Source organism: Rhodococcus sp. AG1013, assembly GCF_003350365.1.
Classification (GTDB): domain Bacteria; phylum Actinomycetota; class Actinomycetes; order Mycobacteriales; family Mycobacteriaceae; genus Prescottella.
The window spans coordinates 118,384-144,185 of sequence record NZ_QQAT01000008.1 but is presented as its reverse complement, the minus strand read 5'-3'; the positions used below and the strand labels follow the sequence as shown (position 1 = coordinate 144,185).

Below are 25,802 nucleotides of genomic sequence, written 5' to 3'. Positions count from 1 at the left end.
TCGCCGCCCCGGGCGACTGTTCTCAACTGCGGGTGAGCAGCCGGTTCGTCATCCGGGTGAGCCACTGCGGGGAGAACTGCGCGGCCGCCGACATCACCTTCGCCTGCCGGCCGACGGGATAATGCACCTTGGGCAGCAGGCGACGGCGGCCCCGTGTCGTGTCGAAGATCGCGTCGGCGACCTCCTCCGCGTTGAGTCGGACACCGAGCGATCGGGTACTGCCGATGGACATTCCGCGCACCATCCCCGTCCCGACGAACAACGGCCACATGTCGATCACCCGGATGTCGTGGGCGCGCCATTCCAGGTCGAGCGCTTCGGTGAGACCGCGTACCGCGAACTTGGTGGCACTGTAGGTCGCCAGTTCGGGCTGACCGTAGATGGCCGACGCCGAACACAGGTTCACCACCTGGGCGCCCGGCGTCTCCTTCAGGTACTCGAACGCCGCGAGCGTCCCGTTCACGGTGCCGCCGACGTTGATGTCGATCATCCGACGGTGCACCTCGGTGGGAATGTCCTGGAAGCGCCCCGACGACAGCACTCCGGCGTTGTTGACGAGGATGTCGAGCCGCCTGTCGTCGGACGTGAACTCGGCCAGACGGTCCTTCCACTCGTCCGGAGCGGTGACGTCGAGGACACCGGTCCGCGCTCGTCCACCACGGCCGGCGATCTCCGCGCGGAGCGACTCGAGACCGTCCTCGTCGATGTCGTAGGCGCCGACGACGTAACCGGAGTCGGCGAACTTCAGGGCCGTCGCGCGGCCGATGCCAGCGGCCGCGCCGGTGATGAACACGGTGCGTCGTGATGTGGGAGGCATGCCGACAGGCTAGGCGCCGGATGGATAGGCTGGAGGCGATCGGAGAGAGTGACGTTCGCGCGGTCGACTTCCGGCGTCGGCCCCCGGACGAAGAAGGCCATGAACCACCCACGCATTGTTCGCACCGTCTGCTTCATCAGCGTCAGCTACGTCATCGTCCTGTCGATCTGGCTGGGATGGCTGATCGATCACACCGCTCCCGGGACCATCCCGTACCAGGTCGGCGGGCTCCTCGCGGCCTACGGCTCGGCGCTGGGGCTGGGCATGATGTGGGCCGACCGCCCCACGCGTTCCGAGCGCAGACTCGCCCGGCACGGCCTCGAGGGCTGGGCGAAGATCAAGCATGCCCAGCCCATCCGGCGCACCGTCGACAACGGCGAACTCACCGAGCTGGATCTGGCGCTGACGGTGCCCGGATCGGAGTCGTACACCGGCAAGGTCCTCTACGAGGTGCTCCCGGAGAACCGGGACCGGTTCGTCGCGGGCGAGACCATCTCGATCCGCGTCGATCCGCGCAACCGAGACCGCATCCTGATCTGCCCCTAGCGGTTCCGCGCCGTGGCGCGACGCCCGAGCTCGATCATCCCCTCGACGAGCAACAGCTGGGCCGCGGCATACGACGCGAGGATGGCGCCTTCCGCGACGGCACGCGGCTTCTCGCCGCGCAGGAACAGCTTCCGCACCACGATCAGGCCGTCGGAGCCGGTGAACAGCAGCCCACCGAGGCCGAGCCAGCTGCGTCGATCGCGACGGTTCGGCACCGGCAGCCCCACGACGTCGGAGGCGCCCGGCGCGAGAGCCGGATCGGCGGCGAGCGTCGCGGTGGTGCCGAGCAGGAATCCGTAGCCGGTGAGCGTCTTCGCCACTGTCGGCGCCTTGGCGTGCAGCAGTCCCGATGCCCCCGCCCACGCCCCGAGCCGCGGCAGGGCGGTCGCGCGGCGAGGCCTGGCGCCGCGGCGGAGCAGCAGCGACGAGTAGCTGGTCTGCATGACGCCGAACGACGTCGCACCGCGGCGCAGGCGGGCGTCGACGTCGGGGTCGATCATGAACACGTCGCCGACGGTGGCCGCGGCCAGTCCGGCGACGAGCAGGACGGTGTCGGCGGTGTCCAGGTCGTCACGCCGGCGCAGCACCCGGGTCGCGAGGGCCGGGGCCATGAGCGGCTTGGCGACCTGCTGGACGCGTTCGCTCCCGGTCACCGCGCCGTACACCGTGGCTGCGGTGGCGCCCACGAACACCGCATGCTCGATTCCCCACTTCTTGATGCTCGCGAACGCCATACCCACTCCCTCGTGTCCGGATTCGGGCTCGACCGTACCGCCGCACCGCCGGCTTCTGCGGACATGTCGCGGCGCGGGTCGCCGGGGATTCGCGCGAGCACCCCGAATCGAGAGGGTTTACATAGATAGTTAGCTTATGTAATCTTTTGGCGTGAGTTCGCCAGATCCCCAGCTTCGCGACCTACTCGTCGATCTCGTCAGCAATGCGCACCGCTTCACCCGCCTCGCGTCGGCCCTCGCGACCGACGACCACCCGCGTCCGTGGATGCGGGCACTGTCGCTGCTCGAGGAACAGGGCGCGGTGCGGGTCAGCACGTTCGCGCGCCTGGACCGCTGCTCCCAACCGTCCGCCACGGCACTGCTCAAACGGCTCGGCGAGGAGGGACTGGTCTCGCGGGAGCCCGACCCCGACGACTGCCGCGCCGTGTTGGTCGGCATCACCGACGACGGCCGACGCTGGCTCACCGAGGCCCGCCGGGCCGTCGCCGCCGACCTGGCCCCGCACTTCGCGCACCTCGAGCCGGTGCAGTTGCAGCGACTGGCCGAGGGTCTCGGCGAACTCAGGGCGATCATCCGGACCGCCGCCACCGACAACTGACACACCCGAGGAGGGGCATGTGAGCACCGCGACCGTCGCCGCCGGAACCGAGAAGCCCGGCATTCTGCAGCAACCGAAGGCGGTGTGGGCCGTCGCCTTCGCCAGCGTCATCGCCTTCATGGGCATCGGCCTGGTCGACCCCATCCTCAAGCCCATCGCCGAACAGCTCGACGCGACCCCGTCGCAGGTGTCGCTGCTGTTCACCAGCTACATGCTGGTCACGGGCGTCGCGATGCTGTTCACCGGCGTGATCTCCAGCCGCATCGGCGCCAAGAAGACGCTGCTGTGGGGCCTGGCGATCATCGTGGTGTTCGCGGCTGCGGCCGGCGCCTCGGACACCATCAACCAGATCGTCGGCTTCCGCGCCGGCTGGGGCCTGGGCAACGCGCTGTTCATCGCGACCGCGCTGGCCGCGATCGTCGGGGCCGCGAGTGGCGGTGTGGCGCAGGCGATCATCCTGTACGAGGCCGCGCTCGGCATCGGCATCGCCGTCGGCCCGCTCGTGGGCGGCGTGCTGGGCAACATCAGCTGGCGCGCACCGTTCTTCGGCGTCGCGACGCTGATGGCCATCGCGTTCATCCTCATCTCGGTGATGCTGCCGAAAGCGCCCAAGCCGCAGCACCGGACGTCGCTGGCCGCACCGTTCCTGGCCCTTCGCCACCGCGGTCTCCTGACGGTCGCGATCACCGCGCTGCTCTACAACTACGGGTTCTTCACGCTGCTCGCGTACACCCCGTTCCCGCTGGACATGGGCGCGTACTCGATCGGCTTCATCTTCTTCGGCTGGGGCGTGATGCTGGCGATCTCGTCGGTGTTCCTCGCACCGCGCCTGCAGCGCCGGTTCGGCACGCTGCCGATGATGATGGCGTCGCTCGCCCTCTTCGCGGTCGACCTCGCCGCGATGGGCCTGTTCACCGATTCGAAGCCGGCCCTCGTCGTGTGCGTCGTCCTCGCCGGACTCTTCCTGGGCGTCAACAACACCCTCATCACCGAGACCGTCATGATCTCCGCGCCCGTCGAACGTTCGACCGCGTCGGCCGCGTACAGCTTCGTCCGCTTCGTCGGCGGCGCCGCCGCCCCGTACGTCGCCGGCAAGCTCGGCGAGCACAACGTCCACGCTCCGTTCTGGCTCGGCGCACTGCTTACCGTCGCCGCGATCGTCGTCCTGTCGACCGGACGAAAGGTGTTGGCGCACGTCGACGATCACGATCCGGAGCCGCACAGCATCGAGGAGGCCACGGCCGTCACGGTCGGCGACGCGGACTGAGCTTCTGGCCGTTCCCGCCTATCAGCAGAAGGGTCCCTTCACACGCTCGCAGCGTCGTGCCCCGAGCATGACGCGGCGGTGCCGCCCGACGGACCCGCTCGTCCCGATCCACGGGAACCCACCCCGCGTTTTGCGCACTTATCGGTCCCGCGGAGGCCCTCGCAACACCGATAAGTGCGCGAAACGCGAGAGGTCAGTGCAGCCGGCGCGCCGGGGACGACGCGGCGACGGTCGCGAACGCCGGCTCGGTCAGGCCCCGCTCCCGCGCACGGCGCAGGATCGTATCGGTCGCCTCGTCCACGCGGCCGGTCGGCATCAGCGCGATCGCCGATCCACCGAACCCGCCGCCGGTCATCCGCGCACCCAGCGCCCCGGCGATCCTGGCGCTCTCGACGGCGTTGTCGAGTTCGGGGCACGACACCTCGAAGTCCCGGGCGAGCGACATGTGCGACGCGTAGAGCAGGCGCCCGAACTCGGCGAAGTCGCCGGACTCCAACGCCTCCACGGCGAGCCGGACGCGCGCGATCTCACTGATCACGTGCCACGCCCGGCGGCGCAGCACGTCGTCCTTCAACCCCCGCACCGCGTCCATCCCGCCGCGGCCGCGGTCGGCGAGATCACGCAGCGGCACTCCGAGCCGGCGCGCCGCGCGCTCCACCGCGGCCCGACGTTTCGCGTACTGCCCGTCGACGAGGCGGTGCGGGGCGCGGGTGTCGACGACCAGCAGCGACAGCCCCTCGGGCGCGAACGGCACGTGCGAGATCGCACCCGAATCCGAATCGAGCAGCAGCGCATGACCTTCCGATGCCCGCAGCGACGCCGCCTGGTCCATGCCACCCGTCGGAGCCAACGCGATGTCGTTCTCGGCGCGGACGCACACTGCGGCCAGGTCCGCGCGGTCCGCGTCGGGTGCCAGCGCGAGCGCCAGCGAACACTCCAGCGCCGCCGAACTCGACAGTCCCGCCCCGATCGGCACCGTCGACACGAATGCCGCGTCGACGCCGCCGAATCCGTCCGGCAGCAGCCCACTCTCGTGCAGCGACCACACCACGCCGGCCGGATACGACGCCCAGCCGTGCGGGCGGCCGGGTCCGACGTCGTCGAGGCGCCCCTCCCACCCGGCGCCGTCGGTGGAGCGCACCCGGATCAGCCCGTCCGTTCGCGGCGAAACCGCCACAACCGTGCTGTGCGGCAGCGCGATCGGCAGGCACAGACCGCCCGCGTAGTCGACGTGCTCGCCGATCAGGTTCACCCGGCCGGGGGCCGCCCAGGCACCGGCCGGGTCTGCCCCGAACTCGACCCGGAAGAACTCGCCCGCCGCCGCGGACAGCGCGCCGTCGGTCTCCGCACGGAACCATGAGGCGGTCACGGAGCAACCTCACGGAATCGTGCCGCGATGCGTTCGGGTGTGGTGTCGCTGATCCACGCGCCCATCCCCGACTCGGAGCCGGCGAGGAACTTCATCCGGTGCGGTGAGCGCATCAGCGAGAAGACCTGCAGGTACAGCCTTCCCAGTTCGCGCCCCTCGCCGACCGGCGCCTGGTGCCAGCCGGCGATGTACGGCAGACGGTCGACACCGTCGAAGAACCGGTCGAGGCGGCCCAGCAGGTCGAGGTACAGGTGCGAGAGTTCGTCGAGTTCGGCGTCGTCGAGTTCGGTGAGGTCCACGACGTCCCGGTGCGGCGCCACGTGCAACTCCACCGGCCAGCGCGCGGCTGCCGGCACGTACGCCGTCCAGTGCTCCCCCTCCACGACCACCCGGGTGCCGGCGCGGCGTTCGGCGTCGAGGACGTCGCGCAGGAGCGAACGTCCCGTGCGGGTGCGGTGCTGCTCGGCCTGTCGCAGCAGCGCGGCGGTGCGCGGCGGCAGCGTCGGATAGGCGTAGATCTGCCCGTGTGGGTGCGCCAGCGTCACCCCGATCTCCTCGCCGCGATTCTCGAAGCAGTAGACCTGCGCGATACCCGGCAGCGCCGACAGTTCGCGTGTCCGGTCTCGGAGGGCGTCGAGCACCGTGCGCACACGGGAGAGCGGCAACTGGGCGAACGCACGGTCGTGGTCACTGGTGAAGCAGACCACCTCGCATCGACCGTCCGCGGGCCGCTGCGGCCAGAGCGTCACTCCGTCAACGTGATCGGAGTCGAGCACCGCACCGGGTGCGAGGGACGGGAAGCGGTTCTCGAACACCGCGACGTCGTAGTCGTCGGCGGGAATCTCGGTCGCCGGATGTCCGGGCCGGGTGGGGCACAGCGGACACTCGTCGGCCGCCGGCAGGAACGTGCGGTCCATCCGGTGCGCCGCGAGCGTCACCCACTCCCCCGAGAGCACGTCGTAGCGCATCGTCGACAGCGCGGTGACCGGCGTCAGGCCGCGCCCGTCGTGCAGTTCACGGGTCGCGTCCCCGCCGACATACGGCTCGGTGTCGTCGAAGTAGATCAGCTCGCGCCCGTCGGACAGGGTCGTCCGCGTCTTCCGGATCGGCATCGGATCACGATATGCGACCTCCCCCGATTCCCCACCCACCACCCGGTTTGGCGTCGGAACGCGTTCTGTGTGAGCATGCTCGAGGCTGTCGCGGCGTCTCGGACGACCCGGCAGCCGGGGGAACGAAACACATCGAAACAACGGGGGATTCACATGAAGCTTCGTAGCTTTGCCGTGCGCGCATTCGGCGCCGCGGCTGTCGCGGCGGCCGCAATCACGGGCGTCGCCGGAACCGCGAGCGCCGCACCGGCGCCCGCGCCGCTCGTGCACGCGACGTTCAACGGGCCCACTCTGCCGGTGCTCGGGCAGAACGACTTCTGCAACGGCCTCATCGACACCGTCGTCGAGACCGATCCCGCACGCCGGGGACTCGCAACCATCGCCTTCACGCCGCGCGGCATGAACGGCATCGGCCCGGGCTGGGCCCAGAATCCGGTCTGCAAGGTGAAGGTCAGCGTCGGATGGAACTTCGGACGCCTCGCCGGACAGGTCAAGGACGTCGAACTTCTCGCGGTCTCGGGCCAGACCGTCCGGACGGAGATCAATCCCGGTTCCGGGGTCGCGTCGCTGACGATGGGGGTGAGCCCGGTCAGCCCGTGGTACAACGAACTCCGCCCGCAGGCGGGCTACGGGACGGTCAGCGCCTTCTTCCTCGTCCCCTGACGCTGAACGGCTGAAGGGTTCCTTCGCACGCTCGGGTTCACGCGGTCGTCGCAACACTCTCGATCCGAGAGGTTGCGGCGACCGTGTCGTTTTCGGAGGTCTGTGTCCGGTTCGGTGATCGATCGGGTGGGTTGGTCGATGCCGGGGCGGCGCGCCCGTGGTCCTCGTCGTGAGTGGACTCCAGTGGACGGCGCACCGTAGTGCGGTAACGCGAACGGCGGGTGCGGGATCGCGCACTCTTGACCCTGCGCGTGCCGCCCACCGCCAGCGAGATCCCTATTCTGCGAAGGTCGAATTCAGTGGCAGTGCAGCGCGTTCCATGCGCACATGACGCCGCATGAGAATGGAGCGAACTTCGTGAAGGTGAATTCGTTGGTCCGGCGCATGGTCGGTGCGACGCTCGTTGCCGTGACAGCAGGTGCGGCAGGAATGCTGACAGCAGCCCCGTCGAGCGCAGTACCCCTGGACACGTTTCCCGGGGAACTGGTGGTCAACGGCGACGGCGAGGGCGGCGGGGGTTGGTTCAAGAACGTGAACATTGCCGGCGCGCCTTATGCCGACATCGGCGTGTCGCCGACGGTGGTGGACAGCACCGGAGCCCAGGTCGGAACATTCGACGGAGGCAACAACGCCATGACCTATGCAGGATCCCAACCCACAGCGAGCGCGCTACAGACGTTCAATCTGCCGGCCGCAGCCCTGACCCAGATCGACGCCGGAATTGTGAGTGTGAAGCTGTCGGCCTACTTCGGTGGTACCGCAGATTCCGACGACAGCATGAGATTGCGCTTCAGGTTCGGACAAGCGGGCATGCTCAATATCCTGGGACCATTCGGTGCCGCGGCGGAGCGTGGCAACACCGCCGGGTTCACTCTCCAGTCCATCACGGTTCCGGTACCCTCCGGCAGTCGCAGCGTCAATATTTTTCTCGATGGCCTGAGGACCGGGACGACGTTCGATTCCTACATCGACAACGTCTCCATGAAGCTCGAGACTCCCTCTGCCGGCGCACTCGAGGTGACCCACACCTCGGACGCATCAGGTCCGGTCACCGACGGCCAGGTCGTGAACTACACCTCGACGTTCACCAACACCGGTGAGCAACCCATTGCGGTGGATCGCGCCCTGACGCTTTCCGGTCTGCTCGACGACGCGGACCTGGTGTCCGGTCCGACGAGCGAGAATGCGGCTCTGTCCGTGACTGATTCAGGCTCCGGAGTGCACGGTATCGCGGGGACCTTGGCTCCGGGCCAGTCGGTGACAGTGACCTACGCGGTCGCGGTCAAGCCGTACGCAAGTCAGGGTGACCACAACCTCGTCACGGTGATGTCGGAGCGTGCGGACATTCCTGCCGGAGTCCCCGCTTCGTGTGCGGGCGGTCCACTGTGCCTCGAGAACCCGGCCGCCGAGACCGCAGCCGTACCCATGATCAACCCGGCCGTCGCCGGCGCCGCCGGCGCAGTGCTGGCACTCGGGGCGGGCGGATTCGTCATGATCCGTCGTCGCAATGCTGTAGCGAGCTGACCGAGAAGAACGACTGAACTAGACCGTCGCCGGTGTGGGATCGCGCAAACCTGTGCGTGATCCCGCACCGGCGGTCGGCCGCCACCGGCACGGCCCGTGGGGGCCTGACGTGAACAGCCAGTGCATTGCCGGGTACCGCACTACCGAGCCCGGGGGCCCGCTACGAGTGCCGTTGCAGTACTAGCTCAGAACTAGCTCAGACCCAGGTCGTCGAGACCCAGTAGCGAGCGGTACTCGAGTCCCTCGGCGGCGATGATCGCGTCGGCGCCGGTGGCCCGGTCGACGACGGTGGCGACACCCACCACGATGGCGCCCGCGTCACGCAGCGCCTTGACGGCGGTGAGCGGCGAGTTGCCGGTGGTGGTGGTGTCCTCGACGACCAGGACGCGCTTGCCGACGACGTCGGGGCCCTCGATCTGGCGCTGCATGCCGTGCGCCTTGGCGGCCTTGCGGACCACGAACGCGTCGATCGGGCGTCCCTCCGCATGCATGACGGCCATCGCGACCGGGTCGGCGCCCATCGTCAGACCGCCGACGGACACGAAATCCCAGTCGGCGACCAGTTCGCGCAGCAGCTTGCCGATCAGCGGGCCGGCGCGGTGGTGCAGCGTCGCGCGGCGCAGGTCCACGTAGTAGTCGGCTTCCTTGCCCGAGGACAAGGTCACCTTTCCGTGCACCACCGCCAGCTCGCGCACCAACGCAGCGAGCTCGTCGCGATCCGTCATCGGCCGCTCCCATCACCTTCGAAGTCAGACATATTTAGTCGGGTCGAGCCTAGCGAGGGGGCCCGGTCACAGTGCCTGCGGCCCTCAGGCCGCGACGTCGGTGACGCCGTCGTCCCCGGCGTCCGCATCCTTCGTTCCCGACGTGGGCACCTCGAGGATCGTCGCCTCGAACGGCTGCGCCCCCACGATCCCGATTCGGCGCGCGATCAGCCCTGTCGGGAACGTCGTGAGCGAGCGGTCGAGGCGTCCGGCCATGTCGTTGTAGACCTGGATCGCGCCGGCCAGCCGCGCCTCGGTCTGTTCGATCTCGTGGCTCGGCCGCGTGAACGCCCAGTCGTTGCGCAGCGCCGGGTAACGGTTGGCGGTGGCGAGCAGGGACTGCAGCGCCTCGGACAACGCATTCTCGGCGCCAGCCTGCCGGCGCGGGTCGAGGTCCTCCTCGCGGATCCGCATGGCCAGGCTGCGGGCCCCCGACACGGTGTTCACGAGCTCACGGCCCACCGTCTCCGCGGCGGCCAGGACCAGGCCGGGGATGTATTGGTACCGGCGATCGAGCTCGACGTGGACCAACCCGAGGGCCGCACGCACGCTGGCGTCGGTCCGGCGGAGCTGCCGGACGGAGACCGTCACCCAGACCGCAGCACTCACTACAGCCACAACAAGAACAAGAACAACACCCGACACAACAACCACAGATGCGGAATCTACTGGGACGGGGCGGAGGCCGCTATTCGACGGGCTCCTGCGCCACCGGGCGACCCGGATCGTGCGCGGCGGGCTCCATGGCCGGCGGTTCGGTGGCGGGCGGTAGCACCCGGAGCATTCCCGACAGCCGGGCCACGGCCTCGATCGCCGCGTCCCAGTCCCGCCCGGAGCTGCCCACCGGCAACGAGCCCAGAGTCCACTGGCCCTCGCTCCACAGCATCTGCAGCTGCGGCGGCACCGTCTCGGTGAACGCCACCATGCGCTGGTCGCACACCCGGCGCGCGATCTCGAGATCGGTCGCGAACACCACGCGCGGCCCGATCGCCCCGAGCAGGTTCAGGTCGGTGTCGCGCGGCGGCGGGGTCGACTTCAGACGCAGGTCGATGTCGACGTCCGAGCCCACCTCGCGGTGCACCGCGACGATCGTGGCGGTGTCCTCGAGGTCGAAGAGCACGAACTGCTCACCCCGGCGGATACCCCGCACGACGTCCACCGCACCGAGATACTCCTGCTTGGACAGGGCCGCACGATGCCACTCCGACGGCAGATGCTCGTCGGAGGAGTTGTACGTGTATCCCTGCGCCTTCGCCCAGATCTGCCGGACTCGACCTGTCTGGTCGCGTCGCGAACGATCGACATAGAGCAGCGCGACAGCACCCGCGAGCGCTATCACTGCCAATCCGAACCACATAGCCGTCATCGAGGGTCAGCCTAGCCACTCCCGGGCCTGATCCGGGCATCCGGTGCCGCGCGTCAGTTACCGAAGTTGGGAAGTGTCGTGCCGATGATCAACTTCGCGGTGACGGCGCCGCCCTCGACCTTGTCACCCTGCACCAGCACCGATTCGCCGGGCTTCAGATCGGCGATGGTGTTCGCGGTGAGGGAGATCAGCGTGGTGTCGGCAGTGGTGAACACGGTGACCTTGGTTCCGCCGATCGAGTCGACGGTGAGCGTGCCGCCGTCGTTGGCGGTGATGGTGCCCATCGCCGTGCCCGCCTTGCCGATCAGTTCGCCGACACCGCCGGGAATGCTCTCGAGCGGGGACGTCGTGTCGGGCGCCGACGTGGGTGGCGGGGTGCTGCGTGGCTGCCCGGGCACCGTGGGTGCCGACGTGCGGATCGACGGGGCTGAGGCGGTGGTCGAGTTGTCGGGGCCGCCGCTGTTCAGCAGGAACCCGATGCCCAGGCCGAGCGCCAGCAGCACGGCGCCGGCGCCGACGGCCGCCCACAGGCCCACCCTGCGGCCGGGCTTGTGCTCGGGCGTGTTCTCGATGGACGGCACCTCACCGGTCGGCGGCTGGCCGGGCGGCGGATAGCCGGGCGGCGGGTACCCGCCCTGCGCGTAGTACGTCGGGTACGCCTGCGTCGGATTCGACGGCGGAGCCTGCGGATCGAGGCGCGGGTCGTACGTGGGATACGCCTGGGTCGCATTCGGCGGCGGCGAACCGTACGCCTGGTAGGGATCGGCCGTGTAGTACTGCTCGGTGGGCTGGTCCGGGGCAACCGGCGGAATCTGCTGTGTGCTGTCGTCGCCGGTACGTGCCCACTGGACGGTCTCGTCCGACGGCCGCGCCTGTTCGGCTGGGTCGTACGCGCGTTCCTGCGGGGTGCGGGGATCGCGCGGATCCTCGGGGTTCGTCATGGTGCGAGACACCTACTCTCTTCGGCCGACAGTTCAGGGTAGAGCCGGATTCTGAGATGCGTCTGAAACCTCACGAGAGGGGCATACCCTGCTCGAGGAATTCGATCGCCCGCACGAATACGGCCAGATCCGGCGGATCTGCGGCATCACCGCCGACGGCGCCCAGCACGGCGCCCGCGATGACACCGGCGAGAACCCGAACCTCGAACTCGTCGGCGGGTCGGCCGACGCGAGAACCGATCGCGTCCGCGAGGACGCCGATCGATCGGGTGAGCTCACCAATCATCGCCGCGCGCAGTTCGGGCACACCGAACAGCAACCGCTGCCGGGTGCGTTCCGCCTCTCGCTCCTCCGCCGAGAGCGCCGACAGGACCTGCTCGAAGGCCTGCCGACACGCAGTCAGCGGGGGCACCTCCGGCGGCTGCGCGGCGACGGCCTCGAGGATCGGCGCATCGAGGTCGTCGATGAGGATCAACTGCTCCTTGCTCGGGAAGTAGCGGAAGAACGTGCTCGGTGAGACTTCCGCGGCGGCCGCGATCTGCTCGACGGTGGTCGCGGCGTAACCCTGTTCGGTGAACAGCCGCATCGCGTGCTCGCGAATCTGGGCCCGCGTCCGGAGCTTCTTCCGTTCGCGCAGTCCCAACTGCTCAGTCGACGTGCTCATGCGCCCAGTGTTCCTCATCGACGGACGAGTCGGCCTCGGTCTCGACCTGTCGGCGCACGGGCAGGCCGATGATCGCGATCACCCCGCCGACGACCGCGAGCGCGGCACTGACCCACAGCGCCGAGACCATGCCGTGCACGAACGCCGCCTGCACCTGCTCCTCGAGCGTGGGCAGATTCAGCGACCGGGCCACGGCCACACCACTGCTCACCGAATCCGAGACCGCGGACTGCGCGGGCTCCGGCAGCGCCGTGGACGGCAGGTGCGAGTGATAGCCGGCGGCGAGGACGGTGCCCAGCACGGCGACGCCGATGGTTCCGCCGGCCTGCCGAAGCGCTTGCACCAGAGCCGATCCCGCCCCGGATCGTTCGGGCGACAGCGCGCCGATCGCGGCAGCCATCGCGGTGGGCATCACCAGCCCCAGCCCCACACCGGCGATCGTCAGCCACGTCGCGGCCGGCCCGTAGCCGGAGTCGACGGTCATGGTGGTGCCGAGCAGGCACGCTCCGACCAGCGCCGCGAATCCGAGGGCGATGAGCGTGCCCGGGCCCAGAATTCGGGCCAGCAGGTCGGCGAGTCGAGTGCCCAGGACCAGTCCGGCGATCATCGGCAGCAACCGCACCCCGATACCGAGCGCGTCGGCCCCCAACACCGAGCCCAGATACAGCGGCAGCGAGAACAGCAGGCCGAACATCACGAAGTTCACGAGCGTCGTCAGCCCCGCGCCGAACGCGTAGTCCCGATCGGCGAGCAGCGCGAGGTCGATGATCGGGTTCCCGGACCGGCTCTGCCACAACAGGAACGCCGCCAACAGCACGACACCCGCACCGAGGGACACCAGGACCTGGTCGGTACCCCAGCCGTCGCTGCCGGCGGTGATGAAGCCGTAGGTCAGGGCCAGCAGCCCGGTGGAGGAGAGCAGCGCGCCGGCGACGTCGAAACGTCCGGGCGCACTGCTGCGCGACTCGGGCACCAGGAGCGCGACCGCGACGAGGCCGACGCACACCAGCGGGACGTTCACGAGAAACACCGAACCCCACCAGAAGTGCCCGAGCAGCCACCCACCGAGGATCGGACCGAGCGGCAACCCGAGCGCGGTGGCGGTGACCCAGATCGTCAGCGCCCGCTGCTGCTCCGCCTTGTCGGGGAACAGGATCGGCAGCACCGCCATCGACATCGGCATGATCGCGGCAGCGGCGAGTCCGAGCACCGCACGGGCGCCGATCAGCTGTGCACCGGTCTGTGAGTAGGCGCACGCGAGCGACGCGAGACCGAACAGCGCCATCGCGATCAGCAGCAACTTCCGTCGTCCGATCCGGTCCCCGAAACTGCCGGCGGGCAGCAGGGCCGCGGCGAGCACCAGGGTGTAGGACGTCGAGAACCACTGCAGCGACGACGTGGTCGCGTCGAGGTCCCGGGCGAGCGTGGGCAGCGCGACCGTGAGCACCATCAGGTCGATGCCGATCGCGAAGACCGCGACCGACAGCGCCGTCAGAGCCCACCAGCGGCGGCGGGACGTGGCAGAAACAGAACCCGAGGTCGAAATCATGAGAGAACCTCCGAATTGGCACCTCATCCCTTTTGAAAGTCTCTGCCACTTTCTCGGGGGTGTCAACGGTCCCGGGGGTCTCGATCGGATCGCGGATCCGGCCTACAACCCGCGGAGTTTCTCCAGGTCGCGCCGCTCACGCTTGGTGGGCCGGCCCGCACCACGATCGCGGCGGGGCTGCGACGCCATCACCTCGGGCGAGGGCGGCGGCGGGCTGTTGTCCTGCATGCACTCGGCGGCGACCGGCGGGCCGACCCGCTTCGCGATGGGCCGCACCACGACGACGATCCGCTCGACACCGGAGACCCGCACGCGCACCTCGTCGCCGGGCTTGACCTGCACGGACGCCTTCGCCGGTGTGCCGTTCACCCGGACATGACCGGACCGGCACGCGGTGGCCGCCTGGGACCGGGTCTTGAACAGCCGCACCGCCCAGGTCCAACTGTCCACGCGGGCGCTCGTCGCGTCAGGAGTAGGGGTAGGCACGACGCCAGGTTACCGAGGTCGCGGAGGGCCCCCTTGCGTCCCTCGTGGTGGGAACCTTCCCCGCCCCGGCTCGGGACACATCCGCCCTGCAAGACGCCGTTTTCGTCGAGCGCCGAAGGTCCCTGTTCCGCCGAAACGACCCGCTGGGCGGGATGGTCCGCTGCCCAGGCATGCCACCCCGCCATAGCGTGGATTCATCGCAGGGACCGCGGGGTCTGGTCCATCTTCAGGGTCGGGCACCTCGCGCTCATGGAAGGACTCTTCAGTGAACGGACAGGATTCGGCACCCATCACCGCCTCGTACGACGCCGTGGTCGTGGGCGCGGGCATCGCCGGCGTGTACGCCGTCTACCGGCTCCGCAAGCAGGGCTTGACGGTGCGCGCGTTCGAGGCCGCCAGCGGCGTGGGCGGGGTGTGGTTCTGGAATCGCTACCCGGGCGCCCGCTGCGACGTCGAATCCGTCGACTACTCGTACTCCTTCTCCCCCGAACTCGAGCAGGAGTGGGACTGGAGCGAGAAGTACGCCACCCAGCCCGAGATCCTCCGGTACATCAACCACGTCGCGGATCGTTTCGACATCCGTCGTGACATCCAGTTCGAAACCCGGGTCACCTCAGCGGTTCTCGACGAGGACACGCTGCGGTGGACGGTGAGCACCGACCGCGGCGACGTCGTGTCGGCCCGTTTCTTCGTCGCCGCCGCCGGCCCGCTGTCGAACGCCAACACCCCCGACTTCGCCGGTCTGGACACGTTCACCGGCGACGTCTTCCACACCGCGTACTGGCCGCACGAGGGCGTCGACTTCACCGGCAAGCGTGTCGGTGTGATCGGCACCGGATCGTCCGGGATCCAGTCCATCCCGCACATCGCCGAGCAGGCCGAGCGCCTGTTCGTATTCCAGCGGTCCGCGAACTACTCCGTGCCCGCGGGCAACGCGCCGCTCGACGACGCCACCCGCGCCGGGCAGAAGGCGACCTACGCCGAGCGTCGCCGGTTGTCGCGGGAGTCCGGCGGCGGATCCCCGCACCGCGCGATCCCCCACTCCGCCCTCGAGCTGTCCGAGGAGGAGCGCCGCGCCGCCTACGAGGAGCGCTGGCAACTCGGCGGCGTCCTGTATTCCAAGACGTTCCCCGACCAGCTCACCGACCTCGCCGCGAACGACACCGCTCGGCAGTTCTGGGAGGAGAAGGTCCGCGCCGTCATCGACGATCCGGCGATCGCGGAACTGCTGATTCCCACCGATCATGCGATCGGCGCCAAGCGCATCGTCACCGACAGCGGCTACTACGAGACCTACAACCGCGACAACGTCGAACTGGTGAACCTCAGGGCCGCGCCGATCGTCGGCATGGACGAGCACGGCATCGACACCACCGACGCGCACTACGACCTCGACGCGATCGTCCTCGCCACCGGATTCGACGCGATGACCGGCTCGCTCGAGAAGCTCGAGATCGTCGGACGCGGCGGCCGCAGCCTGAAGGAGAAGTGGGCCGCGGGCCCCGAGACCTACCTCGGTCTCGGCATCGACGGCTTCCCGAACTTCTTCAACCTCACCGGCCCCGGCAGCCCGTCGGTGCTCGCGAACATGGTGCTGCACTCCGAACTCCACGTCGATTGGGTGGCCGACGCCATCGCCTACCTCGACGACCGCGGCGCCGCCGGCATCGAGGGCACCCCCGAGTCCGTCGCCGACTGGGTCGAGGAATGCCGCACCCGCGCCGAGGCGTCCCTGCTCAACACCGCGAACTCCTGGTACCTCGGCGCCAACATCCCCGGCCGTCCGCGGGTGTTCATGCCGTTCCTCGGCGGTTTCTCCGCCTACCGCGAGATCATCACCGAGGTCGCCGAATCCGGCTACAAGGGCTTCGCGATCCTCGAAGCCTGAGTCGCACCGCTCCATGCGCGGCCCGGCACCTCATAGAAGGTGTCGGGCCGAAGTGCATCGCGAGCTGTCGGCGGCGGGGACCACATGTGTTTCAGTCCACGATTTTCACGTTACGGGCGGTATCGCCTGTGTTAGGTTCCTCGAGCGGTCGGGACGGCACACCGGACGAAGGGACACTACGTGCGAAAGTTGTTCGCAGGGCTGGTAATCGCGGTTTCGGGAGCACTACTGATCGGCGGCACGGCCGGGGCGGCTCCCGCTCCCCCGTTGCCGGTGCCGGACGGATTCTTCTCCGGCATCCTGCCGGAGTTGACCAATCCCGCCGGATCGCTGCCCGGTTCCAACGACTTCTCGTGCAAGCCGACGGCCGAGCACCCCGAACCGGTGATCCTGGTGCACGGCACCGGCGGCGGACAGCAGACCAACTGGGGCAAGTACGCACCCCTGCTCGCGAACGAGGGGTACTGCGTCTTCTCCCTGACGTACGGCGGCGTGCCGGGCATGCCGTGGCCGGTCAGCGCGATCGGCGGGATGCTGCCGATCGAGCAGAGTGCGCAGCAGTTCGGCGACTTCGTCGACCGCGTGCTCGCGTCGACCGGCGCGACGAAGGTGAACCTCGTCGGGCACTCGCAGGGCACGCTGATGCCCAGCTACTACCTGAAGTTCCTCGGCGGTGCCGACAAGGTCGACAAGTACGTCTCGCTGGCGCCGCTGTGGAAGGGCATCGACGCCCTCGGCGTCTCCCAACTGGCTCCGACGGTCAAACGCTTGGGACTGCAAGAGGTTCAGGCGCAGACGGTCGAGCAGCTGTGCGGGGCGTGCTTCCAGATGGCGGCCGGCACCGACTTCATGAACAAGATGAACGAGGGCGGGCCCTACGTCCCGCAGGTGACGTACACCAACATCATGACCCGCTACGACGAGGCCGTCGTGCCGTATACGGCCGGCTTCGTCGAGGCCCCGAACGCCACCAACATCGTCGTACAGGACGCCTGTTCACTGGACTACGCCGAACACGCGGGCATCGCCGCGGATCCGATCGCCGCGACGCACGTCCTCAACGCACTCGACCCGGAGCATCCGCGGCCGGTCCCGTGCTTCTTCGTCCCGCCGTTCACGGGCTGACCAGGCCTGCACGTCGACCGGGTCGTCGAATCCGGCTGCAAGAGTTTCACGACCGAGTAGGCGACCCCGAGACGGTGTGTGACCGGCGGCTACCATCGAACCCACACGATTCGGGTCCGACTGGGAGGTGACGGCGGTGACCGGCACATCCGGCGGCGGTGGTCTGCGACTGAGTGACGACGAGCGCCTGCACGCGCTGAATGCGATCGGCGAGCACTACGCGGCAGGACGATTGGACGTCGACGAGTTCTACGAGCGCACCGGCAGCATCGCGGACGCACGCACGCTCGACGGCGTGCAGCAATCGTTCCGGGATCTGCCCGGCGGCGTACCCCTGCGCGCGGACGGCGGCGCAATCGTCAAGGTGCCGTTCACCGTCAGCGGTACGGCCGACGCCGCCATGCCGGCGTCGCAGCAGAGCACGGAGACCGAGCTCGCGTCACTGCTGCGGCGCGGCAAGTGGATCGAATCGCTCGACTGGCTCGTACTCGGCCTCACCCTGGTGGCGTTCCTGATCCTGAACAACGTCGTCGACTGGGACTACGCGTGGGTGGTGTGGCCCAGCCTGATCGTCACACTCGGCCTACCGCGGATGATCCTGGGGTTCAGCGACTCGGACGAGGAGCTCTACGGCGAGCTCAAGGAGTCCGAGGACGAGGCACGCAAGAAGCGGTTACGCGAGGCCGCGGAGCGAATCAAGGAACTCGAGGCCTGACGGCCCGTGCGCCTAGCCGGTAGCTGCTACTACCGACAAGGCGCACGGGCGCGCAGCGCCTAGCCGAGCACCAGGTGATCGCCGTCCTCGGAGACGGTCACCGGCACCGTGTCGCCGTCGCGGACGGTACCCGCGAGCAGCAGCTTCGCCAGCTGGTCGCCGATGGCCTGCTGGATGAGGCGGCGCAGCGGACGCGCGCCGTACAGCGGGTCGTAGCCGCGCACAGCGAGCCAGAACCGGGCCGAGTCCGCCACCTCGAGCGTGAGCCGTCGGGCCGCGAGCCGGGCCGCCAGCTGATCCAGCTGGATGTCGACGATCGACTCGAGCTGCTCCTCCGACAGCGGGTCGAAGACGACGACGTCGTCGAGCCGGTTGACGAACTCCGGCTTGAACGCCGAACGCACCGCCGCCATCACGTGCTCACGGTCGCCGCCCGCACCCAGGTTGGAGGTGAGGATCAGGATCGTGTTCCGGAAGTCGACCGTGCGGCCCTGACCGTCGGTGAGCCGGCCGTCGTCGAGCACCTGGAGCAGGATGTCGAACACGTCCGGGTGTGCCTTCTCGACCTCGTCGAACAGCACGACGGTGTACGGCCGTCGGCGCACCGCCTCGGTGAGCTGGCCACCCGATTCGTAACCGACGTAGCCGGGGGGCGCACCGACGAGCCGCGCGACCGAGTGCTTCTCGCTGTACTCGGACATGTCGATCCGCACCATCGCGCGTTCGTCGTCGAACAGGAACTCGGCCAACGCCTTCGCGAGCTCGGTCTTGCCGACGCCGGTGGGACCGAGGAACAGGAACGAGCCGGTGGGCCGGTTGGGGTCGGCGACGCCGGCCCGGGCGCGGCGCACCGCGTCGGACACAGCCTGCACCGCGTCCGCCTGTCCGACCACGCGCTTGCCGAGTTCGGTCTCCATGCGCAGCAGCTTGGCGGTCTCGCCCTCCATCATGCGGCCGGCGGGGATGCCGGTCCACGCGGACACGACGTCGGCGACGTCGTCGGGACCCACCTCCTCCTTGAGCATGACGGCACCGTCGGACGCCCCGTCCGATACGGCCGCGGCGGCCTCGAGTTGCTTCTCCAGCTCGGGAATCCGGCCGTACCGCAGTTCGGCGACCTTGCCGAGGTCGCCGTCGCGTTCGGCGCGATCCTCCTCGCCGCGCAGCGCCTCGAGCTGTTCCTTGACCTCGCGCACCGAGTCGATGGCGTTCTTCTCGTTCTGCCACCGGGCGGTGAGCTGGCGCAGCTTCTCCCGATCGTCGGCGAGTTCCTCGCGCAGCTTCTCGAGCCGGTCCTGGGAGGCCGCGTCGGTCTCCTTGGTCAGCGCCATCTCCTCGATCTCGAGACGACGCACGACGCGCTCCACCTCGTCGATCTCGACGGGCCGCGAGTCGATCTCCATGCGTAGCCGCGACGCGGCCTCGTCGACGAGGTCGATGGCCTTGTCCGGCAGGAAGCGCGAGGTGATGTAGCGGTCCGACAGGGTCGCGGCGGCAACGAGCGCCGAGTCGGTGATGCGCACGCCGTGGTGCACCTCGTACCGCTCCTTGAGTCCGCGAAGAATGCCGACGGTGTCCTCCACCGACGGCTCGCCCACGAGGACCTGCTGGAAGCGTCGTTCGAGCGCGGCGTCCTTCTCGATGTACTGGCGGTACTCGTCGAGCGTGGTGGCGCCGACCAGCCGCAGCTCACCGCGGGCGAGCATCGGCTTGATCATGTTGCCGGCGTCCATCGCCGACTCGCCGGTCGCACCGGCGCCGACGATGGTGTGCAGCTCGTCGATGAACGTGATGACCTGGCCGGCCGAGTTCTTGATGTCGTCGAGCACGGCCTTGAGCCGTTCCTCGAACTCGCCGCGGTACTTGGCACCGGCCACCATCGATCCGAGGTCGAGCGAGATGACGGTCTTGCCGCGCAGGGACTCCGGGACGTCCCCGGCGACGATGCGCTGCGCGAGACCCTCGACGATCGCGGTCTTGCCGACGCCGGGTTCGCCGATGAGCACCGGGTTGTTCTTGGTGCGACGGCTCAGCACCTGCACCACGCGCCGGATCTCGGTGTCCCGCCCGATGACCGGGTCGAGCTTGCCCTCGCGGGCCTGCGCGGTGAGGTCGGTCGAGTACTTCTCGAGCGCCTGATAGGTGCCCTCCGGGTCCGGGCTGGTGACGCGCGCGCTGCCGCGGACGGCGGTGAACGCGTCCCGCAGCGCCTCGGGGGTGGCGCCGTGGCCGACGAGGAGCTTGGCGACGTCGGAATCTCCGGACGCGAGACCCACCATGACGTGCTCGGTGGAGACGTACTCGTCGTCGAGTTCGGTGGCGAGGTGCTGCGCGGCGGTGATCGCGGCGATCGCCTCGCGGCCGAGTTGCGGCTGGGTGGTGGCGCCGGTGGCGCGCGGCAGCCGGTCCACCATCACCTGGGCCTCGCGTCGAACCACAGTGGGATCGACGCCGACGGCCTTGAGCAGCGGTGCGGCGATGCCGTCGGTCTGGTCGAGCAGCGCCACCAGCAGGTGCGCGGGACGGATGTCCGGGTTGCCTGCTGCGGACGCCGACTGCAACGCAGCCGTCAGCGCGGCCTGGGTCTTGGTGGTGGGGGAGAATGAGTCCACTGGTCACCTTCCTTGCGACGAACGAACAAGATCATTGTGCCGTGCCGGAGGATTCCGGTCGGCTGTCGTTCTCCTCAACGAACGAAATGTTGAGTCTGTTCCGCTCAACTTCGGAATTCTTCGGGAATTCTCACCCGGGTTAGGCGAGGCCCACAACCGGACGGTCTCGTCGGCGGTGCACACTGGTAACCGGCTCCGATCCTCGACTGCGGTCGGAGCCGATCCGCATGCAAGGGAGGACGACGTGGAACCGGCCGAGATCAGTCTCATTCGTGCACAATTTGCGGCCGTCACCTCGTCTACCGACACCCGCGACCGCTTCGCCCACACCTTCTACACCCAGTTCTTCGGCCGCATCCCGCAGAGCCGCTCGCTGTTCCCGGCCGGGATGGACGGCCAGCGGGTCAAGCTCGTCGCGGCGGTCGAGTTCATCGTCCGCGGGCTCGACGACACCGACCGACTGCTGCCGTTTCTCGCGCAGCTGGGCCGCGATCATCGCAAGTACGGGGTGCAGCGCGAGCACTACGCGGCCGCCGGCAACGCACTGCTCGACGCGATGCGCGACGCCGACTCCGACGGGCCGTGGGGCCCGCACAGCGATGCCGCGTGGCGCGAGCTGATCGCCCTGATCACCACCACGATGTCCGACGCCGCCGACGCCGACGACTTCCCCGCGCTGTGGGAGGCGACCGTCGTCAGCCACGAGCGGGTGCTGCGGGACCTCGCGATCATCCGGCTCGAGTCCGACTCCCCGATCCCCTACTCCGCCGGGCAGTACCTCAGCGTCCAGATCCCGCAGCGGCCCCAGATGTGGCGATACCTGTCGCCGGCGATGCCCACCAACCCGTTCGGCCAGCTCGAGTTCCACGTCCGGCGGGTGTCCGGCGGTTGGGTGAGCCCCGCGATGGTCAACGAGACCGCGGTCGGCGACCGCTGGCAGCTCAGTTCCCCGCTCGGCGGTCTGCACGTGGACCGCGAGTCCGGCCAGGACGTCCTGATGATCGCCGGCGGCACCGGACTCGCGCCGCTGCGCGCACAGATCATGGACATGGCCCATCGCGGCATCAACCCGCGGGTGCACCTGTTCGTCGGCGGCACGTACCCGTGCGACCTGTACGACATCGAGACGCTGTGGCACCTGTCGCTGAGCAACCCTTGGCTCACGGTCGTGCCCGTCACCGAGGAAGACGAGAACCCCTGGTGGCACCCGTACCCCAGCCCCGAACCGCCGCCGGGAATGCACCAGCGCCTGCTCGGCCCGCTGGGCCGAGTGGTGGGGCAGTTCGGAACCTGGGCCGACCGGCAGGTGCAGATCTGCGGTTCCCCGGCGATGGTGAAGACCACCGCATACGCACTACAGCGGACCGGCACGCCGGCGTCGTCGATCTCCCACGACCCACTGCGCTGACGGGGCACAGTCGAGGCATGGACGACCTCCCACCGATGCCACCGGTCGACAACACCGGCCCCGACTCGTCCGACACGACGTCCGGCTGGGTGATCGCAACGTGGTTGACGACGATCGTGGCCGCAGGCACTCCACAACCATCGCGTCACCACCGGCATACGCCCGGGAACCTGAATCCGCCTGCGCCGAGAAAACCGACCGGTCAGCGGGAGACTCCGTAGGCGCTGCGCCGCACCCGCTCTAGCGTCGATCCCAACGAGCACGAGCCGGACCCGACACCGGGTTCCGGCCCGCTCCTGCACGCTCACATGCATCCAATAATGTTGCCTCACAAAGCTTTCTCCACTTCCTAGAGGCGGAACAGGCTATTGACGTAATCCACGTCACACCCTTAGCGTCAGCGCGCCCAGGCAATCGCCTGGCATCGGCCGTGCCCATTCGGAGGGATCCTGCATGAAGATTCGGCATTCTGCGTTCATCGCGGCACTGGCGGCCTCCGCCGTCGCCGTCGCCGGCTGCTCCGGCTCGGCGTCCGGCGAGGACGCCTCGGACAGCGGCCCCTACCGTGTCCTGGTCACCGGGGCGATCAGTGGCCAGGGTTCGTTGGCGGCGAATGCCCAGACCTCGATCCTGGCCGCGAAGGCCGGCGTCGAGGAGGTCAACAAGAACGGCGGAATCGCCGGGCGCACGGTGGAACTCACCGTCGTCGACGACGGCGGTGACGCCACCAAGGCGGTGTCCAACCTGCGCGACGCGGTGAACTCCGGCAAGAAACCGGACCTCTACCTCAACTCGGGCCCGTCCACGGTCTCGGCGGCGACGCTGCCGATCCTGAAGCAGAACAAGATCCTGTCGTTCAACATCGGCCCCACCGACAACTCGTCCGATCCGAGCGAGTTCCCCCTCAACTTCGATCTGTCGCCCTCACCCACCGAGTACGCCGTCTCCCTCGCCCGGTACGCGAAGAGCAAGGGCTACCAGCAGGTGGGCGTCATCCACGGAAGCAGCGCCTACGGTGAGGCATTCGGTAAGGCGATGGACTCCGCCCTCTCCGACGAGGGCGTCAGCATGTCGGCCACCGAGGAGTACGACGTGGCCGCACTGGACATGACCGCCCAGTTGCAGGCGCTGAAGAACAAGGGCACGCAGGCGCTGGTCATCGACGCGTACGGCGCGCCCCTGGGTTACCTGCTCACGAGCCTCGAGCGACTGGACTGGCACATCCCGTTGATCGGCAACACCTCGGTCTCCGGCACTGCCCTGATCGCGAAGCCCGCGCCGGACGGGGCTCTGGGCACGCGGGCCGCCTCCAACCTGGTGATGCAGGTGTTCCCGAGCACCGTCTACGACGCCGCGGACACGACGGTGAACACGATGGTGTCGTCGATGGCATCGATGGGGTCGATTCCTTCGACGCTCATCCTCGCCGACAACTACGACCCGTTCGGGCTCGTTGCGGCCGCGGCCGACAAGGTCGGCTCCGCCGCGGATCCGCAGAAGCTCGCCGAGGCGCTCGAGACCCAGGAAGTTCTCGACAACGCGCGAACGGCGTTCCTCCCGCGCTACCACTACTCGCCGGAATCGCACGCGCCCAACCTGGCCGACGACGGGTACCGGTTCGTGCCGCCGAGCAAGCTGCTCAACGGCCAGTACGGCAATCCCGCCGCGTGATCGAGGAGACGCCATGACGATCCAGCCACTGCACGCGCCGCCGGCATCCATCTGCTGAACGTTCCGTCGATCGAACTGGACGGCGACGAGGCCGCGGCTCGAGTGCATTTCGAGTTCCGGTCGGGCGCCGAGACGAGACACACCCACGTGGCCGGCCACTACACGGTGCGGTACCGACGGACCGAACTCGGATGGCGCATCGCGCACCGCAGGGAGGTGGCGGTCCGCCGAGACCGCGGCTTCTTCTACTCGTACTGACACCCACCGGGGCCGTGTTCGGGCGCTTCGCCCGCACACGGCCCCGGTCCGTCGTGTCCACGCCGTTTCCGGGGGTACGCTCGCGGCGGGAAGCACCCCGTGTCACCGACCGGAGGAGATCCGATGGCCACCCATCCGATACTGGTTCTCGCCGCCACGGGCGGACAGGGGCGAGCGGTCAGCACGGCCCTCCTCGACCGGGGCGCGCCGGTGCGTGCCCTGGTGCGCAACCCGACGTCGGCCAGGGCACGATCCCTCGCCGACCGGGGCGCCGACATCGTCACCGGATCGCTGGACGACGGAGAGTCGTTGGCGGCGGCCATGCGCGACGTGGCGGCCGTCTTCGCCATGACGACGCCGTTCGAGGGCGGGGTCGAGGAGGAGATCACCCAGGGCCGCACGATCGTCGCGGCCGCCGGTCGGGCCCGGGTACCGCACCTGGTGTTCAGCTCGGTGGCCGGCGCCGACCAGCACAGCGGTGTTCCGCACTTCGAGAGCAAGGCCGTCATCGAGGCCGAGCTGACGTCCAGCGGGCTCGCCCACACGATCCTGGGGCCGACGTACTTCTTCGACAATGCACTCGGCGGCGCCGATCGGATCCGCACGGAGGGCGTGCTCGACCTGCCGCTGCCGCCGGATCGCCCACTGCAACAACTCGATCGCAGGGATCTCGGGGCGTTCGCGGCCCACGTCTGCTCTCCCCCGAGCGCTTCGCCGGCGAGCGGATCGAACTGGCAAGTGACGCACCCACTCCCGACACCATGGCCGCGGCCCCGGCTACCGGGTCGACCTCGAGCGGCTGCATTCCAGGTTCCCGGACGTGGGGTGGACGTCGTTCGCGGATTGGGCCGGTAGCACGTTCGGCGCGGCGCGATAGCAGCGGCGGACCCGATCACCGGGAACAATGGTCGTATGCAACAGCAGGATTCCTGGACCGCGACCGTCGTCGAACACCACCGCCTGCGCCGCGATGTCGCGGTGGTGCGCCTGATCGGTGAGGCCGTGCCGTTCCGCGCCGGCCAGTACGTGGATGTGAGCGTGCCGGGGCATCCGCGCCTGCCCCGGCGCCTCTCGCCCGCGCTGCCTCCGTCGCTCGACGGCAAGCTCGAGTTCCACGTCCGCACTGTCCCCGGCGGCTGGGTGAGCCGCAGCATCGTCGAGGACACACGCCCCGGCGATCAGTGGCAGATCTCCGCTCCGCGCGGTGATCTCACGGTCGACGAGGAGGGACCGACGGTCGTCATGGTCGGCGGCGGCACCGGCCTCGCCCCGCTGCGCTCGATCATTCTCGACCTGGTGCAGGTGCCGAACCCGCCGCAGGTGTATCTGTTCGTGGGCGGGCGGACGGTGGCGGACCTGTACGCGTCGGACATGCTGTGGCTGCTCACGCAGCAGTTGCCGTGGCTCACCACGATTCCCGTCGTCGAGGACGTGACCGACCCCGGCGCCCCCGACGATTGGTACGAGCGCATCCGCGACCACGTGGGCGACAGTGCGCTGGCCGGCTTCGGCGACGACCACCTGCTCGAGGGCACGCTCGGCGACGTCGTCGCGGCGCACGGCGCGTTCGTCGACCACCAGGTCCTCGTGTGCGGTTCCCCTGCCATGGTGCGAACCACCCGGGATCGGTTGATCGCCACCGGAACCCCCGCCGACGCCATCCGGTTCGACCCGCTCGACTAGCAGTTCGTCGGGTCCGCCCGGCATGAAATGAACGAATCTCCT

The 25,802-nt window shown here is 69.0% G+C and carries 23 protein-coding genes and 2 pseudogenes; 13 read left to right on the top strand and 12 right to left on the bottom strand.

Annotation, left to right across the window (positions count from 1 at the left end; translation table 11 throughout):
- Window positions 1-22: 22 nt before the first annotated feature.
- A complete protein-coding gene (locus tag DEU38_RS12570) occupies window positions 23-817 on the bottom strand; it encodes an SDR family oxidoreductase (RefSeq protein WP_114721608.1) in 795 nt (264 codons plus the stop codon).
- A 99-nt stretch (window positions 818-916) separates the two neighbouring features.
- Between DEU38_RS12570 and DEU38_RS12565 the strand changes: the two genes are divergently transcribed.
- The gene (locus DEU38_RS12565) at window positions 917-1,363 is read left to right on the top strand and encodes a hypothetical protein (RefSeq protein WP_114721764.1); all 447 of its coding nucleotides are present in this window, start codon (window positions 917-919) and stop codon (window positions 1,361-1,363) included.
- On the opposite strand, the gene DEU38_RS12560 is transcribed toward DEU38_RS12565, so the two are convergent.
- On the bottom strand, window positions 1,360-2,097 hold the full coding sequence (locus DEU38_RS12560; protein WP_114721606.1) for a lysoplasmalogenase family protein: 738 nt from the start codon (window positions 2,095-2,097) through the stop codon (window positions 1,360-1,362). The two genes, DEU38_RS12565 and DEU38_RS12560, sit on opposite strands and share 4 nt — an antisense overlap.
- 151 nt (window positions 2,098-2,248) lie before the next feature.
- On the opposite strand from DEU38_RS12560, the gene DEU38_RS12555 reads away from it, so the two are divergent.
- A complete protein-coding gene (locus DEU38_RS12555; RefSeq protein ID WP_114721604.1) occupies window positions 2,249-2,695 on the top strand; it encodes a MarR family winged helix-turn-helix transcriptional regulator in 447 nt (148 codons plus the stop codon).
- A gap of 19 nt (window positions 2,696-2,714) precedes the next feature.
- A complete protein-coding gene (locus DEU38_RS12550; protein ID WP_114721602.1) occupies window positions 2,715-3,962 on the top strand; it encodes an MFS transporter in 1,248 nt (415 codons plus the stop codon).
- 193 nt (window positions 3,963-4,155) lie between these two features.
- Here the strand turns inward: DEU38_RS12550 and galK are convergent, their stop codons facing one another.
- Both galK and galT read right to left on the bottom strand, forming a co-directional pair.
- Window positions 4,156-5,331, bottom strand: coding sequence for a galactokinase (gene galK / locus DEU38_RS12545; RefSeq protein ID WP_114721600.1), 1,176 nt, complete (start codon window positions 5,329-5,331; stop codon window positions 4,156-4,158).
- Entirely contained in the window at window positions 5,328-6,443 is a 1,116-nt protein-coding gene (gene galT, locus DEU38_RS12540) for a galactose-1-phosphate uridylyltransferase (RefSeq protein ID WP_114721598.1), read from the bottom strand. Before galT ends, galK begins: the two co-directional genes overlap by 4 nt.
- A 153-nt stretch (window positions 6,444-6,596) precedes the next feature.
- Here galT and DEU38_RS12535 point away from each other — a divergent pair, with 153 nt between their 5' ends.
- Window positions 6,597-7,106 (top strand): hypothetical protein, encoded by a 510-nt coding sequence (locus DEU38_RS12535; RefSeq protein WP_114721596.1) that lies wholly within the window; start codon window positions 6,597-6,599, stop codon window positions 7,104-7,106.
- Window positions 7,107-7,433: 327 nt separating this feature from the next.
- Complete coding sequence (locus DEU38_RS12530) at window positions 7,434-8,630, top strand: hypothetical protein (RefSeq protein WP_114721594.1); 1,197 nt, start codon at window positions 7,434-7,436, stop codon at window positions 8,628-8,630.
- 191 nt (window positions 8,631-8,821) lie between these two features.
- Here DEU38_RS12530 and pyrE read toward each other — a convergent pair whose 3' ends face one another.
- The 7 genes from pyrE to DEU38_RS12495 form a co-directional block, all read right to left on the bottom strand.
- Window positions 8,822-9,355: an orotate phosphoribosyltransferase gene (gene pyrE, locus DEU38_RS12525; protein WP_114721592.1), complete on the bottom strand. Its 534-nt coding sequence runs from the start codon at window positions 9,353-9,355 to the stop codon at window positions 8,822-8,824.
- Window positions 9,356-9,439: 84 nt separating this feature from the next.
- The gene (locus tag DEU38_RS12520; protein ID WP_258557852.1) at window positions 9,440-10,003 is read right to left on the bottom strand and encodes a LemA family protein; all 564 of its coding nucleotides are present in this window, start codon (window positions 10,001-10,003) and stop codon (window positions 9,440-9,442) included.
- Window positions 10,004-10,082: 79 nt separating this feature from the next.
- On the bottom strand, window positions 10,083-10,751 hold the full coding sequence (locus tag DEU38_RS12515; RefSeq protein ID WP_114721588.1) for a hypothetical protein: 669 nt from the start codon (window positions 10,749-10,751) through the stop codon (window positions 10,083-10,085).
- 62 nt (window positions 10,752-10,813) lie between these two features.
- Window positions 10,814-11,701 carry a DUF5666 domain-containing protein gene (locus tag DEU38_RS12510; RefSeq protein ID WP_114721586.1) on the bottom strand — a complete coding sequence of 296 codons (888 nt, stop codon included), beginning with the start codon at window positions 11,699-11,701 and terminating at the stop codon, window positions 10,814-10,816.
- 70 nt (window positions 11,702-11,771) lie between these two features.
- Window positions 11,772-12,365 carry a TetR family transcriptional regulator gene (locus DEU38_RS12505; RefSeq protein ID WP_254622639.1) on the bottom strand — a complete coding sequence of 198 codons (594 nt, stop codon included), beginning with the start codon at window positions 12,363-12,365 and terminating at the stop codon, window positions 11,772-11,774.
- Window positions 12,349-13,914: a DHA2 family efflux MFS transporter permease subunit gene (locus DEU38_RS12500; protein WP_114721583.1), complete on the bottom strand. Its 1,566-nt coding sequence runs from the start codon at window positions 13,912-13,914 to the stop codon at window positions 12,349-12,351. Before DEU38_RS12500 ends, DEU38_RS12505 begins: the two co-directional genes overlap by 17 nt.
- Before the next feature lie 102 nt (window positions 13,915-14,016).
- Entirely contained in the window at window positions 14,017-14,400 is a 384-nt protein-coding gene (locus tag DEU38_RS12495; protein ID WP_114721581.1) for an RNA-binding S4 domain-containing protein, read from the bottom strand.
- Between the two features lie 265 nt (window positions 14,401-14,665).
- Between DEU38_RS12495 and DEU38_RS12490 the strand changes: the two genes are divergently transcribed.
- From DEU38_RS12490 to DEU38_RS12480, 3 genes are all read left to right on the top strand, one after another.
- Complete coding sequence (locus DEU38_RS12490; protein ID WP_114721578.1) at window positions 14,666-16,288, top strand: NAD(P)/FAD-dependent oxidoreductase; 1,623 nt, start codon at window positions 14,666-14,668, stop codon at window positions 16,286-16,288.
- Window positions 16,289-16,468: 180 nt separating this feature from the next.
- Entirely contained in the window at window positions 16,469-17,413 is a 945-nt protein-coding gene (locus DEU38_RS12485; RefSeq protein ID WP_114721576.1) for a triacylglycerol lipase, read from the top strand.
- Between the two features lie 136 nt (window positions 17,414-17,549).
- Window positions 17,550-18,128: a DUF1707 domain-containing protein gene (locus DEU38_RS12480; RefSeq protein WP_114721762.1), complete on the top strand. Its 579-nt coding sequence runs from the start codon at window positions 17,550-17,552 to the stop codon at window positions 18,126-18,128.
- Between the two features lie 59 nt (window positions 18,129-18,187).
- Here DEU38_RS12480 and clpB read toward each other — a convergent pair whose 3' ends face one another.
- The gene (gene clpB, locus DEU38_RS12475) at window positions 18,188-20,740 is read right to left on the bottom strand and encodes an ATP-dependent chaperone ClpB (protein WP_114721574.1); all 2,553 of its coding nucleotides are present in this window, start codon (window positions 20,738-20,740) and stop codon (window positions 18,188-18,190) included.
- A 244-nt stretch (window positions 20,741-20,984) separates the two neighbouring features.
- On the opposite strand from clpB, the gene DEU38_RS12470 reads away from it, so the two are divergent.
- From DEU38_RS12470 to DEU38_RS12450, 5 genes and pseudogenes are all read left to right on the top strand, one after another.
- Window positions 20,985-22,148: an FAD-binding oxidoreductase gene (locus DEU38_RS12470; protein WP_114721572.1), complete on the top strand. Its 1,164-nt coding sequence runs from the start codon at window positions 20,985-20,987 to the stop codon at window positions 22,146-22,148.
- 453 nt (window positions 22,149-22,601) lie between these two features.
- Window positions 22,602-23,819, top strand: a complete 1,218-nt coding sequence (locus DEU38_RS12465) for an ABC transporter substrate-binding protein (protein ID WP_114721570.1) — start codon at window positions 22,602-22,604, stop codon at window positions 23,817-23,819.
- A gap of 36 nt (window positions 23,820-23,855) precedes the next feature.
- A pseudogene (locus DEU38_RS12460) lies at window positions 23,856-24,077 on the top strand (nuclear transport factor 2 family protein); the annotation flags it as partial.
- Between the two features lie 123 nt (window positions 24,078-24,200).
- Window positions 24,201-24,954 (top strand): annotated as a pseudogene (locus DEU38_RS12455) (NmrA/HSCARG family protein).
- Window positions 24,955-24,989: 35 nt separating this feature from the next.
- Window positions 24,990-25,760, top strand: a complete 771-nt coding sequence (locus tag DEU38_RS12450) for an FAD-binding oxidoreductase (protein ID WP_114721568.1) — start codon at window positions 24,990-24,992, stop codon at window positions 25,758-25,760.
- The last annotated feature ends 42 nt before the right edge of the window (window positions 25,761-25,802 follow it).